At 72.1% G+C, this 17127-nt stretch carries 10 protein-coding genes; 4 read left to right on the forward strand and 6 right to left on the reverse strand.

What is annotated here, in order from left to right; all coding sequences use genetic code 11:
* Positions 1-18: 18 nt before the first annotated feature.
* Complete coding sequence (atzF, locus tag F9C41_RS32570; protein ID WP_155390638.1) at positions 19-1644, reverse strand: allophanate hydrolase; 1626 nt, start codon at positions 1642-1644, stop codon at positions 19-21.
* A gap of 252 nt (positions 1645-1896) precedes the next feature.
* On the opposite strand from atzF, the gene F9C41_RS32575 reads away from it, so the two are divergent.
* Together F9C41_RS32575 and F9C41_RS32580 are read left to right on the forward strand one after the other, a co-directional pair.
* Positions 1897-2721 carry a hypothetical protein gene (locus tag F9C41_RS32575; RefSeq protein WP_155390640.1) on the forward strand — a complete coding sequence of 275 codons (825 nt, stop codon included), beginning with the start codon at positions 1897-1899 and terminating at the stop codon, positions 2719-2721.
* A gap of 84 nt (positions 2722-2805) precedes the next feature.
* A complete protein-coding gene (locus F9C41_RS32580; protein ID WP_155390642.1) occupies positions 2806-4131 on the forward strand; it encodes a lactate 2-monooxygenase in 1326 nt (441 codons plus the stop codon).
* Positions 4132-4211: 80 nt separating this feature from the next.
* Here the strand turns inward: F9C41_RS32580 and F9C41_RS32585 are convergent, their stop codons facing one another.
* Positions 4212-9107: a diguanylate cyclase domain-containing protein gene (locus tag F9C41_RS32585; protein WP_155390643.1), complete on the reverse strand. Its 4896-nt coding sequence runs from the start codon at positions 9105-9107 to the stop codon at positions 4212-4214.
* Between the two features lie 127 nt (positions 9108-9234).
* The gene (locus F9C41_RS32590; RefSeq protein ID WP_155390645.1) at positions 9235-9750 is read right to left on the reverse strand and encodes a DUF2199 domain-containing protein; all 516 of its coding nucleotides are present in this window, start codon (positions 9748-9750) and stop codon (positions 9235-9237) included.
* 230 nt (positions 9751-9980) lie between these two features.
* Here F9C41_RS32590 and F9C41_RS32595 point away from each other — a divergent pair, with 230 nt between their 5' ends.
* The gene (locus F9C41_RS32595; RefSeq protein ID WP_155390647.1) at positions 9981-11033 is read left to right on the forward strand and encodes a LacI family DNA-binding transcriptional regulator; all 1053 of its coding nucleotides are present in this window, start codon (positions 9981-9983) and stop codon (positions 11031-11033) included.
* A gap of 142 nt (positions 11034-11175) precedes the next feature.
* Here F9C41_RS32595 and F9C41_RS32600 read toward each other — a convergent pair whose 3' ends face one another.
* From F9C41_RS32600 to F9C41_RS32610, 3 genes are all read right to left on the reverse strand, one after another.
* Positions 11176-11736 carry a DUF305 domain-containing protein gene (locus F9C41_RS32600; RefSeq protein ID WP_196280052.1) on the reverse strand — a complete coding sequence of 187 codons (561 nt, stop codon included), beginning with the start codon at positions 11734-11736 and terminating at the stop codon, positions 11176-11178.
* Positions 11737-11978: 242 nt separating this feature from the next.
* Positions 11979-13178 (reverse strand): DUF1996 domain-containing protein, encoded by a 1200-nt coding sequence (locus F9C41_RS32605; RefSeq protein ID WP_230690185.1) that lies wholly within the window; start codon positions 13176-13178, stop codon positions 11979-11981.
* Between the two features lie 179 nt (positions 13179-13357).
* A complete protein-coding gene (locus F9C41_RS32610; protein WP_155390653.1) occupies positions 13358-15568 on the reverse strand; it encodes a discoidin domain-containing protein in 2211 nt (736 codons plus the stop codon).
* Positions 15569-16269: 701 nt separating this feature from the next.
* Here F9C41_RS32610 and F9C41_RS32615 point away from each other — a divergent pair.
* The coding region (locus F9C41_RS32615; protein ID WP_155390655.1) for an ABC transporter substrate-binding protein at positions 16270-17127 on the forward strand (858 nt) is incomplete at its 3' end.

The following is a 17127-nucleotide window of genomic DNA, read 5'->3' on the forward strand; positions in this document are numbered from 1 at the left end:
GATCGCGGCCGGGTGCGGTCACGGCGCGACCGGGCTGTTGGCCGCCCGCCACCCGCCGAAGTGGGTGATGTCGGCCGCGCCCCCCAGCCGCGGGGCCTCGGCGATGAAGCCGGTGACCTCGCTGCCGTCGTCGAGCACCACCCGGCCCAGCCCGAGCGGCGCGGGCACGCTGCCCAGCAGCGCCCCGAGACCCTGCTCGGGCAGGTCGTACACCTCGACCGCGATGCCCGCCGCGGGCCCGTCCCCGGTGTGCACCAGTGCCGGACGGTGCACCCCCGGCCCGGACAGGTGGTAGAGCCGGTAGCCGCCCGCCGTGCGGGCCCGGTAGGCCAGCCGCGCGCCTAGCCCGACCAGCTGCGGGTGCAGCGGCATCCCGGTCAGGTGCGCGCCCACCACCGCGACCCGCGCCCCCGCCGCGGCCCGCTCCGGCGGCCGCCCGCCGGTCCAGCGTTCGGCCAGGTCCACCAGCGGCTCGTCGGCGAACGCGGGCGCGATCAGCTGCACCCCGAACGGCAGCCCGTCCGCGCGCTCGCCCGCGGGCACCGCCACCGCGCACAGGTCGAGCAGGTTCACGAAGTTGGTGTACGTGCCCAGCCGCGAGTTCACCGCCACCGGCGCGGCCGCCACCTCGTCGAACGTCGGATGCCCCGGAGTCACCGGCAGCAGCAGCGCGTCGATGTCGTGCCAGACGTGCTCGGTCGCCCGGCGCAGCGCCGCGAGCCGGTCGGCGGCCGCGAACGCGTCCGCAGCGCGCAGGTCGCGTCCGGGCAGCACGATGCCGCGTACGGTCGGGTCCAGGTGCGGCCCGTCGGGTTCGAGCAGGCCGCCGAACGCGGCCCAGCGCTCGGCGACCCACGGGCCCTCGTACAGCAGCCGCGCCGCCGCCAGGAACGCCGACACGTCCACCGGCACCAGGTGCGCGGCCACGCCGCGAGCGTGCTCCAGGGCCCGCTGCCAGGCCGCGGCATGCGGCGGGTCGAGATCGAGATCCCCGGCCGGTACGCCGATGACGCGCATCCGCGCGGCGACCCCCGGCGGCGGCAGCGGCGGCCGCGCCCGCGACCACGGATCGTCGACGTCGTAGGCGGCCAGCGCGTCCAGGGCCGTCCTCGCTTCGGCGACGGTGCGGGTGAACGTGGTCACGCAGTCCAGCGAGCGGCAGGCGGGCAGCAGGCCGGTCGTGGAGACCAGCCCTCGGGTCGGTTTGAGCCCGACGAGGCCGTTGAAGGCCGCCGGCACCCGGCCGGAACCGGCGGTGTCGGTGCCGAGGGCCAGGTCGGCCTCACCCGTGGCGACAGCGATCGCGCTGCCGGAACTGCTGCCTCCGCTGATGTGGGCGGGGTCGGCGACGCTGTGGCAGGCCCCGTACGGGGTGCGCGTGCCGACCAGGCCGGTGGCGAACTGGTCCATGTTGGTCTTGCCGACGGGGATCGCGCCCGCGTCGACCAGCCGGGTCACCGCGACCGCGGACGACGCGGCCGGGTGGTCCAGCGCGGGGCAGGCGGCCGTGGTCGGCACCCCGGCCAGATCGAGGTTGTCCTTGATCGCCAGCCGGGCCCCGGCCAGCGGGCCGCCGGGGCTGTCCCGCCGGTACGCGTCGACGGCGGCGTCGGGGAGTCTGGTGATCCAGAGAGGTTGTCCCATGGCGTGGCTCCGATCGGAGTCGGGCGGCCGCGCCTGCCACCTCGACGGGTGGCCGTGCGCCGGTCCACGCCGCGCCGTGGGAGGGCTGCGGTCCGCGGGTCCATGAAGCACACGATCGGGCTGTGACAGCCGTAGGACGGCCGCGTTGCGTACCCGTTAAGAACCGCTCACCGCGGCCCGGATCAGTCGCGGGACGGTGTCGGGATCGGACGACGGGTACGGTGTGGGTGGGCTGCCAGGGAGGGAGCACGGATGGACGTGCGCGACGCGCCCCGCCGCTACGCCGACGCGCTGCTGTTCGTCACGGAGGTCACCCGGGCCGCGACCCGGTCGCCGGGCGGCTTCCTGTACGAGGAAGGCCTGACCGATCCCCTGTACACGAGCCTGCTCGACGGCCAGTCGAAGTGGGAGTGGTCGGACAACCGGCAGGACGTGAACCTGATCGCGGGCGGCCCGCTGCGGGCCGTCGTCGACTTCACCGCCCGCCGCCATGCGACGACGGTGCCGTGCACCGGCCCGCCCCCGCTGGAGCTGTGGCCCGACTGCGCGGAGCGGCTGCGGCTGCTGCGGGAGGCGCTGGCGTTCGCCACCGGCGCGGCCACCGACGCCTGGCGGTTCGTGCTGCACGAGGTGCTGGCCGCGTGGCTGTCCGCACGGCTGGACGACCTGCTGGCCCCGCCCCCGCCCGGCGAGACGCTGGGGCAGCTGGAGCAGCGGCTGCGCGAGGCGGTGACGGTCTGCCACCGGTATCGGCTGGCGGTGCACGGGCTGTTCGGCGACCACCACTGGTCGGGCCGCGAGCCGCAGCCGTGGTGGTGCATCGCCGACGACCTGGCCGCCCACGCGACCTACGCCACCCCGGTGGTGCCCCCGGCGTACGTGTTCCGGCTGGACGAGGGCACCGCGCACGACGGCCTGGCGACCCTTTTCGTGGCCACCACCGCGATCCATCCGGTGCTCCGGCACCAGGTCACCATCACGTCCGGCCTGCCCAAACTGCCCGGCGACGCCGGTCCCGAGACCGTGCAGGCGGCCCGCGGCGCGCTCGCCGTGCTCGCCCGGCACCGCGCTGCCTGACGGCACGCCGGGATGGCATGATCTGCGGACCGCCGCGGCCCATCGGCTGCGGCGGACCAGCCGACGCACCCCTGCGAGGACCCGATGAGCGACACCGGCCACACGCCGCCCGCCGACGACACCGATCCGGCCGTGCGTGCCGCGGGCGGCTGGGGCAGGCTGCGGCAGGGCGTGATCTACCGCGACGGGGTCAGCGGCGGCCGCCCGGCGGTGCCGACCGCGTTCCCCGAGCTGGAGCGCCGTGCCGCCCGGGTGCTGTCGGCCAAGGCGTACGCCTACGTCGCGGGCAGCGCAGGCCTGGAGGGCACGGCCGACGCCAACCGCCGCGCCCTGGACCGCCACCGCATCGTGCCCCGGATGCTGCGCGACGTGTCGGCGCGCGACACGTCCGTCGAGCTGTTCGGCCGTCGCCTGGCGTCGCCGCTGCTGCTCGCCCCGATCGGCGTGCTCGAACTGGCCCACCCCGAGGCCGACGTGGCCGTGGCGCGGGCCGCGGCCGCGGAGGGCGTGCCGTACATCCTGTCCACGCAGGCGTCCCGGCCGATGGAGCAGTGCGCGGCCGCGATGGGTGACGCCCCGCGCTGGTTCCAGCTGTACTGGAGCAAGTCCGAGGAGCTCGTGGCGAGCTTCCTGGCCCGTGCCGAGGCGGCCGGCTGCGAGGCGCTGGTGGTCACCCTCGACACGACCGTGCTCGGCTGGCGCGCCCGCGACCTGGACCTCGGGTCCCTGCCGTTCAGCCAGGGCCAGGGCATCGCGCAGTACACCAGCGACCCGGTGTTCCTGCGGCTGGCCGAGCAGCGGGCGGGGCAGCCGAAGACCGGGCCCAAGCCGAAGGTCACCGCCGCGGCGCTGCGCTCGCTGTTCTCGATCGCGCGCACCCACCCCGGGCCGATGCTGCGCAACCTGCGCTCGCCGCTGCCGCGCGCCGCGGTCGAGACGTTCCTCGACATCTTCTCGCGGCAGGACCTCACCTGGGGCGACCTGGCCCGGCTGCGCTCCATGACCCGGCTGCCGATCCTGCTCAAGGGCCTGCAGCACGCCGACGACGCGCGCCGGGCGCTGGACGCCGGGGTCGACGGGCTGATCGTGTCCAACCACGGCGGCCGCCAGGTCGACGGCGCGACCGGATCGCTGGACGCGCTGCCCGGCATCGTCGAGGCGGTCGGCGGGCGGGCGCCGGTGCTGTTCGACAGCGGCGTGCGCGGCGGCGCGGACGTCTTCAAGGCGCTGGCCCTGGGCGCCGGCGCGGTCTGCGTGGGCCGGCCCTACTTCTACGGCCTGGCCCTGGCGGGCGCGGACGGCGTACGCCAGGTGATCCAGAACCTGCGCGCCGAGCTGGACCTCACCATGGCCCTGACCGGCTGCGCGAGCCTCGCCGACATCACGCCGGACCTGCTCGCGTCGGCCTGAGCCGCAAGACCACTCGACTTGCCCGGCAGGTGGGCGGATGAACGTCCAAGATACGCACACCTGCCCGGCAAGTCAGGCGATCAAGGGAGAACGGCGGCGGCGCGGACCTGGTCGCGGCCGTTGCGCTTGGCGCGGTACAGCTCGACGTCGGCGAGGCCGACCAGGTCGTCGGCGTCGCGGTCGGGGCGTGGCGTCATCGCGGCCACCCCGATGCTGACCGTGACGATGCCCGAACGGGCGAGCAGGTGCGGCTCGGCGAGGTCGGAGATCGCGGTGCGCAGCCGCTCGGCGGCCCCGCGGGCGGCCTCGGTGTCGAGGCCGGGCATGACCACCGCGAACTCCTCGCCGCCGTAGCGGGCGACCAGGTCCCCGGCGCGCAGGTTGCGGGTCAACTCCGCGGCGACGCGCTGCAGACAGTCGTCCCCGGCGGGGTGGCCGTAGTGGTCGTTGTAGAGCTTGAAGTGGTCGATGTCGACCATCGCCAGCGCCAGCGGCCGGCCGCTGTGCAGCGCGCTGTCCCACTCGGCGTGCAGGATCTCCTCCAGCCGCCGCCGGTTGGCCAGCGCGGTGAGCGCGTCGGTGGTGCTGAGCAGTTCGAGCCGCCGGTTGGCCGCGGTCAGCTCCTCGGTGCGCTGGGCGACCTTGCGCTCCAGCGACGCGTACACCGAGGCGTTGTCCAGCGACACCGCGAGCTGCCCCGCGACCAGCCGGACCGCGTCGAGGCGCTCGGCGGAGAACGCCTCCCGGATGAGGTGGTTCTCCAGGACCAGCAGCGCCTGCCGCGCGCCCCGGTTGACGATCGGCACCACCAGCAGCGAGCAGCAGTCGAGTTCGGCGAAGTAGGGGTCGCGCGAGAACCGGTCGTCGGCGGTGGCGTCCCCGACGACGAGCGGTTCGCGGGTGCGCTCGACGTAGCGGATCACCGAGGCGGGCACGGCGGGCCGGCCGCCGGTGGGCGGAGCCGCAGGCACCGACCAGCGCTGCCGGTCGTCGTCCCACAGCAGCAGGTGGACGGCGGTCGCGCCGGTCATCTCGCTGAGCACGTCCACGACGCGGGCGCGTACGCCTTCGAAGGTGGTCTGCGAGCTCAGCGCCTGGGAGGCGGCGAGGATGGCGAGCAGGTCGATGGTGCCCGACAGCAGCGGGGCCTGCGGGCCGACGTCGGCCGGCTGCCCGCTGGTCGGCGGGCGCAGGCCGGACAGCCACGGTGCGGTCGGGTGGGTGCGGTCGAGCTGGGCGACCTTCGCCACGGCACCCCAGATGTGGTACGCGTGCCGGGCCGAGTTGAGGATGCTGGTCCCGGCCACCTCCATGCCGTGGGCCAGGTAGAACCGGGCCGCCCGTTCCAGGGCCAGGGCCCGGTGCCACGGCCGCCCCCGGCCGGCGACCTCGTGCTGGGCGGCGTCGTAGCACTGCGCGGCGGTCTGGAAGTCGCCGCCCGCCCAGGCGCGTTCGGCCTGCAGGAGCAGCAGGGTGTGGGCGAAGTTGCCCGGGGCGTCCGCGGCCCGGGCGGCGAACCAGGCCACTGTCTCGTCGAGTTCGGACAGCCGGGCCGCGCGCTCGTCCGACGCCCCGGTCCGGGCCTGTTCGGCCAGGTCGAGTCCGCGCAGCAGGCGGGCCTGGGCGACGGGGTAGACCGACGGGTTCACCGGCAGCAGCGCCGTGGCGGCCTCGATGTGATGGTGCAGGGCGGGCAGGTCGTCGAGCAGCGCCGCCGCCAGCGCCCTGGTGACGTGCACGTTCGACACGGCCACCGGGTTGCCCGCGAGCGCTTCGGGCAGCGGGTCCGCGCCGGTGCCCGGCTCGACGGGCTCGCCGCGCAGCATGCCGGCCAGCCGGCGGTAGGGCAGGTAGACGTCGGTGGACTGGTCGTTGCCGGTGCGGGTGGCGAACGCCAGCCCGGCGTCGACCTCGGTGAGATAGCCGTCCAGGGTGGGGGCGTAGTCGAGCAGCTCGTACACGGAGACGTAGTAGGTGTGGCAGGCCTTCTGCAGGTCGCCACCGTGCAGCAGGCCCTCGCGGGCCAGCTGCGCCTGCTGCACGTTGTCCTCCAGCGGCTCGTACCAGTGGCCGGTGCTCAGCGCGTACAGGAAGCGGGCCTGCGAGGTGTCGGGCTCGAAGCCGCGGGCCTCGCCGACGGCGATCACCCGCAGCAGGGCCCGGTGCCCCGTGCGGTAGTCGCCGCACCGGCCGACGGTGACGAAGGTGAGGTGGGCGACCGGCCCGACCAGGGTCGAGATCGGACCGTGCCGCACCCACATGCGCAGTGCCTGCAGCGTGAGCCAGGCGAGGGTGTCCTGGTTGCTGAAGAACGCGGGGGCCATCATGCGGTTGATCAGCGCGGCGGTCGCCAGCAGGTCCGGCTCGGTCACCTCGGGGCGGTGCAGGTCGTCGTCGGCGTCGCCGTCGAGCCAGTGGTGCAGCAGGTCGAGCCCCTCGTCGATCTCGGCCTGCACCCGCTCGGGGGGTGGCGCGGCGAAACCGAGGTGGCCCAGCATGTCCAGGCCCAGTGCGACGGCCTCGGCGGCACGGCCCTGGTTGGTCAGGCCGCTCACCTGGACCAGGGTCGCGTCGGCGTGCTGGGCCGGATGGTGGCACAGCCGGTCGATGAACGCGTACACGGCGTCGGCCTCGTCGAGGCGGCCCAGGCTGTAGAGCGAGGCGTGCCGCCGGGTCTGCAACCTGATCAGGTTGTGCTGGTCGGCCCGGTCGGCGAAGTCCACCGCGACGGCCAGGTAGCGCTCGGCCATGGCGTGGTTGCTGACCACCAGGGCCTGGTCGGCGGCGTACGCGAGCAGGGCGCTGACCCGGCGGCGCTCGTCCGGCTCGTGCACGTGCTCGGCGACCGCGTAGTACTGGTGCGCGGCGACCTCGGCGTGCTCGGGGTACGGGGCCAGCCGGCGGGCCAGGCCGAGGTGCAGGGCGGACTTCGCGGACGGGGTGAGGCCGTCGAGGATCGCCTGGTGGACGCGATCGTGGCGGAACCGGACGGCGTCGGCGGGCTCGCCGGGCTCCAGCACCAGCAGACCCTCGTCGAGGGCGGGCGCGAGCAGGTCCTCGGTCTCGGTGCCGGGGTGCCCGTCGGCGATCGACAGCAGGTCCATGTCCGCCCGCCCGCCGAGGCAGGCCATGATCTCGACCAGCAGCCGGGTGCGGGTCGGCAGGCCGCGCAGCCGCGTGGTCCACGGGTCGACGACGTTGGCCTGGCGCAGGTGCCGGGACAGGTTGGCGGAGTCCCAGGTCCAGCCCTCCTGGTCGAGCACCAGCACGCCGCTGCGGCGCAGCGAGTTGATCAGCTCGACCGTGTCGTACGGGTTGCCCCGGGTGCGCTGGGCCACGGGTTCGGCCAGCGCCTCGGCGTCGGCCGCGTCGAGTTGCAGCAGGTCGCCGACGAGTTCGGCGGTGCTCGCCGGGGGCAGGTTGCCCAGCACGATCCGCTGCGGTTCGACGCCCTGCTGCCGCCAGCGCGTGATCATGGCGGTGAGCGGGTGGGTGGCGTCGACCTCGTCGTCGCGATACGCCAGCACCAGCAGCAGGCCGTCCGGCGGACCCTCCGAGATCAGCGTGTCGAGGAAGCCGAGCGTGGTGCGGCTGGCCCACTGCACGTCGTCGACGAACATGACGATGGGGCGTTTCGGCGACGCGACGGTGGTCAGCACGTCGACGCCGATGCGCTGCATGCGGGCCTGGGCGTAGAGAGCGTCGCCGGTGGTGGGGTCCGGTTCGACGTCCATCAGCAGCGCGAACTCCGGCTGCACCGCGGCCAGCAGCCCGGCGTTGCGGCCCAGCGTGTGGAGCAGCCGTTGCCGCAGGTCGGCCACCTCCTCCTCGGGTTCGGCCAGCAGCAGCCGCCCCAGCGCGCGGATGGCCTGGCGTGCTCCGTCGAACTCGAGGTCGCGCCGGTGCTGGTCGAACTTTCCGGAGACGAACCAGCCGCTGCTGCCGGACGCGATCGGCCGCAGCTCGTCGACCAGTGAGGTTTTGCCGACCCCCGCCGGGCCGTTGACCAGCAGACCGTGGCTGAGCCCGGTCATCGCGTCGGCGAACGCCGCGCCCAGGGCCCGGATCTCGGGGTCGCGGCCGATGATGCGCGACTGGGGGAGCAGCCGCAGCGGCACATCGCCCGCGCCTACGCGCAGCGCCACCCTCTCGCCCGGCGCGGCGGCACGCAGCAGGGCGAGGTCGTACGCCAGCCCTTCGGCGGTCTGGTAGCGGTTGTCGGGTTCCTTCTCCAGCAGATGCATGATCACATCGGATAGCGCGGCAGGCACCGCCGGGTCGACCTCGGCCGGTGGCACGGGCATCCGGGCCAGGTGAGCGTGGCTGAGCCGCAGCGGATCGCCGGTGCCGAACGGCGGCTCGCCGGTGACCATCTCGTACATGGTCGCGCCCAGGGAGTAGAGGTCGGCGCGCTGGTCGACGGGGCGGCCGGTGCGGCCGGTCTGCTCGGGCGCGAGGTAGGGCAGCGTGCCGACGATCTCGTTGTGGTGTGCGAACTCGGGCCTGATCTCGGCGAACGTGGACGCCAGCTCGAAGTCGATCAAAAGCACACCGCCCGCCGCGGTCAGCACGATCTTGCCGGGGCAGATGTCGCGGTGCACGACGTGCCGGCGGTGCACGGCGGCGAGGGCGTCGGCGAGTCCCGAGGCGACGCTGAGCACCTCGGCCGCCGGCATCGGCATCGGCCGGCGGTCCATCGTCGTGCCGCCGCCGTCCTGGAGCACCAGCGCTTCCGCGATCACCGGGGCCGGCGCGATCTGCGCGACACCCTCGGCCCCGCGCAGCCGGCGCAGGATCGCCGTCTCGTGCTTGAGCCGCTTGAGCGCGTCAGGCCCGAGCGGGTGCTTGACCACGACCGTGCGACGCCCGGGCAGATGCAACCGGTACGCCCGCATCCGATCGCTCTCGTACAGCAGCTCGACCTGATCGGCGTCGACCGGTGGGCCTCCTGCCGGATGCTCGCCGCTGATGCCCATCGTCCGCCCCGGAATCAGTCAAACGCCCCAGCCCGCCGAGAAGTAGCCGGATAACCTGAATTGTCCTCGGGTACCAGAATAGAGCTTTTGTCGCGATCGTGCGGCAGCCCGGCCGGGCTCACGGCCGTCAGCCCCGCCCGCCGTGCAGCAGCAGTTCGGCGAACTGCTGGACGCGGGCCATGGTGATGCCGGTGCGCTGGTCCACGGCGAGCGGGTGGTCGGTGGGCTCGACCTCGACATAGGGCTTGTGGCCCACCGGCCGGGTGTGCACGTTCGTCTTCAGGTTCAGCGTGCTCACCCGGTATCCGGCCAACTCGGTGGACAGCCAGCCGAAGTGGGGCGGCCCGGCTTCGCGGCCCGGCTCGTCCCACAGGTCGGTGGTGCGGGCGAAGCTGGCCGGGCTCAGCGACACCCATACGCCCCAGGTGAACACCTCGGCGCCGCCGAGGATCGGGATCTCGAGGTTGCCCTGGATGAAGAAGTGCTGCCCCGAGATGACGCACAGGTCCGGGGTCAGCTCACTGTTCGGGTCGTCGTCCAGGGCGTCCGTCCAGGGCGCCGGCGCCGCCGTGCGGTACGACAGCGGCAGGTCCTCGTGTCGCCGGCCGCACGATCCGCAGGTGTAGCCCGTGATGTTCCGCATGCGGCGACTCTAGGCGGTGCCGCACCGCGCGGGCCTTCATGGCGCATGGGCGGATCCGCGTTTCCCGTCAGAGCGCCGAAAAGGCTGCCACGGAACGGATTGTGCCGATCAAGGTCAACCGGTTCAGTCCAGCCCAATACGCATGCCATGCATTTCGTCCTTGACCTGCAAAGGAATTACAAACGACCTTGGAGAGAGCGCTCCCTGGAATACCTGCTATAAATGACGTCATGACGAGCAGTCGACCCGACGGCCAGCGATCCCCGACGCTGGAAGAGGTCGCCGAATGGGCTGGGGTCTCGCGCTCCACGGTCTCCCGGGTGATCAACGGCGTGTCCACCGTCGATCCCGAGTTGCGTGAACTGGTTCAGCGCGCCATCGACGTCACCGGCTACGTGCCGAACCTCGCGGCGCGCTCGCTGGTCACCCGGCGCACCGACTCGGTCGCCCTGGTGGTGTCCGAACCGGACGACCGCACCGAGCAGACTGAGCCCTTCCTCAACCGGATCTTCACGGACCCGTTCCTGGGCCGGATCACCGCCGGGGCGCTGGAGGTGCTGCGGCCCGAGGGCATCCACCTGGTGATCATGCCTGCCGAGTCCCCGGCCCACCATCACGTGCTGCGCTACCTGCGCCAGGGGCACGTCGACGGGGTCCTGCTCATCTCCAGCAGCGACGAGGATCCGCTGCCGCAGCAGTTGTGCGACCTGGGCATCCCGGCCGTGCTGTCGGCCCGGCCGGGCAAGCCGCTGCCGATGAGTTACGTCGACGTCGAGCAGCAGGTCGGCGCGAAGCTCGCGGCCGAACACCTGCTCGCCATCGGCCGGCACCACCTGGCCACCATCTCCGGTCCGCTGGACATGCCGTCGAGCCAGGACCGCCTCGCCGGGTTCCGGGCCGCGCTGGCCGTGCACGGGCATGCGTACGTGCCGTCGGCGGCGGGCAACTTCACCCGTGCCAGCGGCGAGCAGGCGGCACGCGATCTGTTCGCGGCGCACCCGGAGATCGACGGGCTGTTCGTGGCCAACGACCTGATGGCGGAGGGCGCCCTGCAGGCACTGCGCGACCTGGGCCGGCGGGTGCCGGAGGAGGTGGCGGTGGTGGGCTTCGACAACAGCATCGCCGCGCTGCAGTGCCGGCCCCAGCTGACCACCATCCACCAGCCGCTGGAGGAGATGGCGGCCGAGATGGCGCGGCTGCTGCTGGCCCGCATCGGCAAGGCCGACCCCAAGCCCCGTTCGGTGATCTTCCACCCTCGCCTGGTCAAGCGCGAATCCGCCTGATCCGACCGCCCCGCCGGGCCCGGCCCGCGGGGCGCCAATGATCGTTCGATTTGCCAGGCACCTGGGCGAAAGCGGGCTCAAGATACGCACGGGTGCCAGGCAAGTCGAGTGACCTTGCGGGGCACCGCCCGGCCGGGGCGGTTCACCGGGGACCGGTCAGGGTGGTCAGGCGGTCCAGGTCGGTCTGGCGGGTGGACTCGACCGAGGCGGCCAGTGCTTTGACGGCCGGGTCGGCCCCGGCGGACTGCTCGGAGCCGGCCAGCATGCGGCACTGTTCGAAGTGCGCGCGCAGGCTGTCGGCGAGCATCGTGTCGAACGCCGTGCCCGACTTGGTGGCCAGCAGGGCCAGGTTCTCGTTGGTGATCATTCCGGGCATGTCGTGGCCCTCGTGCGGGTTGGTCTCCGGTGCGCCGGTCGCCTGCAACAGCTCCCGCAGCCGGACCACCTCCGCCTCGTGCCGCCGGGCCACGTCGGCGGCGAACGCGTTCAGGTCCTTGTCCGCAGCGCGCTGCGGGGCCAGCTCCAGCGCCGCCAGCATGCGCTGATCCAGCGCGATCATCAGCTGCGTCCAGGCGACGTCCGTGCTGATCGCCCCCGCCTCGGCGACCGCCGGCGGGCTGACCGGCGCGACCGGTGCCGGCGACGTCCCGCCACAACCCGCGAGCAGCAGCACCACCGCGCACGCGTACACCCTAGATCTCATCGCGGACCTCCCGGCTGCCGGCGGCGATCTTGCGCGAACTGTTGTCGATATGTCTGTGGGGAGTGTGTCGTCCCCACAGTCCGCGCAAGATCGTCGCATGGAGGGGGAGGGGGTGGCACCGGCCGGGACGGGAGAGGGGCACAGTCCGCGCAAGATCGTCGCATGGAGGGGGAGGGGGTGGCACCGGCCGGGACGGGAGAGGGGGGCCGTCCCGGCCGGTGTCGTTTCAAGGGCGGGTCAGGTCAGGGGCGACCGTTGGCACCGCACTTGATGATGGGGCGGATGCAGTCGCGGACGCGGCGGTCCATCTCTGCGGCGGGCCAGGCGTTGAAGAAGTCGCCGTGCATGGTGTAGCCGCGGCCCGAGGACAGGCGGATCCGGGCGGGATCGCCGGTCACGGGGTAGCGGAGCACCTGGCGCAGCTTCGGCACCGGGACGGGGTGGGTGGCGGGGCAGGCGGCGCCGACCGGGTACGCCATGTGGCTCTTGTGGTTGGCGGAGTCGAGGTTGACGCCGTCCCAGCACTGCGGGAAGTCGAGGTACGACTCCAGCATCGAGCCGGCCGGGCAGTTGACGAAGTCCTTGCCCGGTGGGATCTCGTTGTGGTGCAGGCAGGACCAGCGCGCGATGCTCTGGTCGCCGCTGGTGGCCTGGGCGTTGCCGGCCACGATGCGCAGGCCGACGGGCAGGGACTGGATCTGCGCGATGATGTCGTCGCGCACGCCCTCACCCAGGTAGTAGAAGGTCGTGCCGGTCGGGGCGACCGCCACGTTGTCGACGTACATGGTGGGCACCCAGTACGACGACAGGTCCTCGATCGGGTTGCAGTTCGTGCCCGCGTTGGCCAGGCTCGTGTACGTCGAGAACGCGTTGGTGGACGTGTTGCCCATGAAGTCGTGCATGTGCGACCCGCCGGGCAGGCCGGGGAAGACGATCGGGTCGTCCGGCAGGCGGTGCGTGAACGGGCAGTCGGCGAGGAACTCCGACACCCGGACGATCGGGCCGCCCCCACCGCCGCCGCCGCTGGACTGGCCGAACACCTGGAACTCCCACAGCGAGACGCCGTACTGGGTGGCCCGCGCGGTCGCGTACAGGCGGACGTAGCGGGTGGTCACGTTGACGGTGAGGGACTGGTCTGCCCCGTTGTGGTTGGCCGTGGTGTGGAACGTGCTCCAGTTGTTGCCGTCGGCGGAGCTCTGCAGCTGGAAGTTGCGCGCGTACGCGCCCTCCCAGTCCAGGAAGATCCGGGTGACCGCCTGGCTGCTGCCGAGATCGATGCGGATCCATTGCGGGTCGGAGAATGCGCTGGACCAGCGGGTGCCGGCGTTGCCGTCGACCGCTGCCGAGCCGGGCGTGCCACCGTTCTCGGTCGAGGAGACCGTGACCGGCTTGCCCTGGGAAAGTGAGATCTCGGCAGCGGCCGCACCACCGGTGGCTGCCACCAGGTAAGTTGCGAGGACGGCCGTAACAGTGGCGATGAGCCCGACGGCACGTAGCCGCCGGCGGCCAGGAATCGGTGCGAGACGATTCATGGTGAGCTCCCTACGGGAATGGGACGGACGGGTTTCCGTTGGGGGCAGGGGGCCCTGCGGGGCTGCGGGGCCCCCTGCCGGCGGTCGGCTTACTTGTAGACGCGGACGTAGTCCACGAGCATCTGTGCCGGGAACGGCGTGCTGGCGTCGGGCGAGCCGGGCCAGTCACCGCCCACGGCGAGGTTCAGGATCATGTAGTGCGGATGGTCGTAGACCCACGGTCCGCGGGTCGCCTCCACGGTCGCCTTGCTCGCGTAGAACACCTCCGTGCTGTCGACGAAGAACCGGATCCCGTTGCTGTCCCACTGCGCGGCGTAGACGTGGTAGTCGGCCGAGAGGTCGATGCCCCAGACCTTCTCCAGCCCATAGCCGGCGCCACCGTTGTAGGCGGGGGCGTGCAGCGTGGTGTAGCTGCGGGTGGTGTCGCGGCCGAGGATCTCCATGATGTCGATCTCGCCGTTGTAGGGCCACGGGCGGCTCGTGGGCGGCAGGAAGTCGGCGCCCATCATCCAGAACGCCGGCCAGAAGCCGTTGCCCTTGGGCACCTTCACCCGGGCCTCGACCCGGCCGTACTGGAAGTGGAACTTGTTGCCCGTGTTCATCCGGTGCGAGGTGTACTGCATCCCGCCGGCCGCCTCGCGGCGGGCCTCCATCACCAGCGAGCCGGTGCCGTTCATGTTCGCGTTGTTGTTGTTCGTGTAGTACTGCAGCTCGGCGTTCTGGCCGGTGCCGGTGTCGATGGTCCACTTGGACGCGTCCGGCTTGCTGCCCGCCGCGCCGTTGAACTCGTCCGAGAAGACCAGGTTGGTGGCCGGGAACGTCGGGTTCGGCGGCTGCGCCGGGGGCGTGGTCGGGGCGCCGCCGGTGCCGTAGACCTGGAACTCCCAGAGCGAGTAGCCGTAGCCGTTGGACCGTGCCGTGCCGTACATGCGCACGTAGCGGCCGGTGCCGTTGACGACGATGTTCTGCTTGAACCCGGTGCTGGTGGTGGTGCTGTAGATGGGCGTCCAGTTCACCGCGTCAGCCGAGGTCTGCAGCTGGTAGGAGGTGGCGTACGCCGGGTCCCACTGCAGCACGACCCGCTTGATCTGCGCGGTCGCGCCCAGGTCGACGTAGATCCAGCCCGGGTCGGTCCAGGCCGAGGTGGCCCAGCGCGAGGCCGGGTCCAGGTCGAAGGCCCGCAGCGGGAAGCACTGCCAGCACGCGCCGTCGTCCTGCGAGGTCGAGGCGAAACCAGGCTTGTTGTACGACAGCAGCACCTCCCCGCCCGGGTTGGGCGACGGCGAGGCGGGCGGGCTGGCCGACGGCGACGCGGACGGCGACGCCGGCGGCGGAGAGGACGGCGGGTTGCTCGGCGTGCCGCCGGTGCGCACCGCGAACTCCCAGAGCGAGTAGCCCCACGCGGTGGCCCGCGTGGTGCCGTTCATCCGCACGTAGCGGCCGGTGCCGGAGACGGCCAGCGTCTGGACGCCACCGGTGCCGGTGGTGGTGCTGTAGATGTTCGTCCACGGGCCGGTGGCCGCGTTCGAGACCTGGACCTGGAACGCGCGTGCGTACGCGCCCTCCCAGTTCAGGGTCACCCCGCAGATGTTCTGGCTGCTGCCCAGGTCCACCTGGATCCACTGCGGGTCGCTGAACGCGCTCGACCAGCGGGTGCCGGTGCTGCCGTCGAAGGCGTTGGCCGCGGCGAACGCGCCCTCCTGCGAGGAGGCGCTGGCCGGGCGGCCCTGCGCCGCGTTGGCCGTGCCGCAGCCGCCACCGCCGCCGCCGCCGATCACGCCGTACACCTGGAATTCCCAGAGCGAGTATCCATGGATGGTGGCGCGGGTGGTGCCGTTCATGCGCACGTACCGGCCGGAGCCGCTGACCGCGAGAGTCTGCACGCCGCCGGTGCCGGTGGTGGTGCTGTAGATGTTGGTCCAGCCGCCCGTGCCGGTGGCCGAGACCTGGATCTGGAACGCGGTGGCGTACGCCGCCTCCCAGCGCAGGACGACCTGGCTGATGGTGGCCGTGGCGCCCAGGTCGACCTGGATCCACTGCGGGTCGGACGACGCGCTGGACCAGCGCGTGCCGTTGTCGCCGTCCACCGCCGCGGTGGCCGGGAAAACGGCGTTCTCGACCGACGAGGCGGTGACCGGCTTGGCCTGGGAGATCAGCGGGTCGGCCGCGCTGGCCGAGCCGGCGACCACGGCCAGGTAGGACGAGGCGAGCACCGCGCCGAAGGTGGCGAGAACGGCGTACCAGCGCCTGCGAGTGGGGACGGAGCGCGGCGGGGCTGCCGCGTTCGGGACGGATCTCATGTCATCTCCTGTGGGATGGCTCGAGACCGCGAGGGCCGTGCTCCTCGCGGAAGGCCCGGAGGCGCTCCCGCCGGTCGCGGATCGGAGTGACCCGCGGCAGCGCTTCCGGTACGCACGCGACGGCCGCCCGCCGACGGGACCGGAGCGTCGGGGCTGAGCCCGGTCCTGCGAGGCATGGCGACACCGTGTTGAACGGCGGGTCGCCGCGTGCAACGACCTGCTGCCCGAATGGGCGTCAAGTCGGACAAACAATGTGGGGGAGCGCTCTCTGAGCAGAATCGTCCAGGACCGCTCGGATGTCAATGGCGGTCACTGGACGGGCCGCGGCGGCGATCGTCGTTAATGTCCCGGAAATCGTCCGGTGATGTCAGGACGGGCAGCTAGGAGACCTTGTCGTGAGACCGGACGCCGCCGCCAAATCGGCACGATCGATGGGAGGCAACGGATGCGCCGCTACGACTGCCTGGTCACGACACTTCTCGGCGCGCCGGCCGTGCAGCGCGTTCGCAGGCGGGACGGCGTGTCGGGATCGGAAGCGCGGTCGCGCTTTGTAACGAGACGGCAACGGCATCTTGACAGCCGCGCGGCATGAGACGAAATTCAGAGGCCAAACCAGGGAGCGCTCTCTGGATGATCAACTGTATGTGACCAGCGGTTCTGCTCGTGCTCGTGCCCGAATACCTGTTCCTGGAGGAGCTCCGATGCGTTCAGCACTATCCGGCGCCGGCCCACGGCGCCGTCTCGCGGCCGTGGCCGCTCCGCTGCTCGCCGCCGCGCTGGTGCTGGGCACCGCGGCCTGTGGTGGCAGTGATGACCCGGCGAAGCCGGGTGAGAAGGTCAAGCTCACGATCGCGACGTTCGGTGAGTTCGGGTACAAGGACTTGTACAAGGAGTACATGGCCGCGAACCCGAATGTGGAGATCGTGGAGCGGATCACCAAGGCCGAGGATCACCACAAGAACCTGGCCGCGCACCTGGCCACCAACACCGGCGCCGCGGACATCGAGGCGATCGAGGAGGGCTGGGCGGGTCAGTTCACGGCCAACCCGGGCAAGTTCTACAACTGGACCGACTACGGTGCCAACGACATCAAGTCGCAGTGGCCGGCGTGGAAGTGGCAGCAGGGTTCCTCGGCCAAGGGCGAGGTCGTCGGGCTCGGGACTGACGTCGGTGGTATGGCGATGTGCTACCGCCGGGACATCTTCGAGAAGGCGGGCCTGCCGACCGACCGTGAGGCCGTGTCGAAGCTTTGGCCGACGTGGGAGGAGTACATCGCCACGGGTGTGAAGTTCAAGAACGCGAACATCAAGGGCTCTTCGTGGATGGACGGCCCGACGATCATCTACCGGTCGATCCTGGGTCAGCAGCCGGTGGGTATCTACGACGCGGACAAGGTCGTCGTGGAGACGAACCCGGGTGTGAAGAAGGCCTGGGATCTGACGATCGATGCGATCAACAAGGGTCTGTCGGCGAAGATCGCGCCGTGGTCGGCTGACTGGAACGCCGGTATGGCCAAGGGCAGTTTCGTGACGCTGGCGTGCCCGTCGTGGATGATGGCC

It is taken from the genome of Catellatospora paridis (assembly GCF_009720365.1).
Taxonomy (GTDB): Bacteria; Actinomycetota; Actinomycetes; order Mycobacteriales; family Micromonosporaceae; genus Catellatospora; species Catellatospora paridis.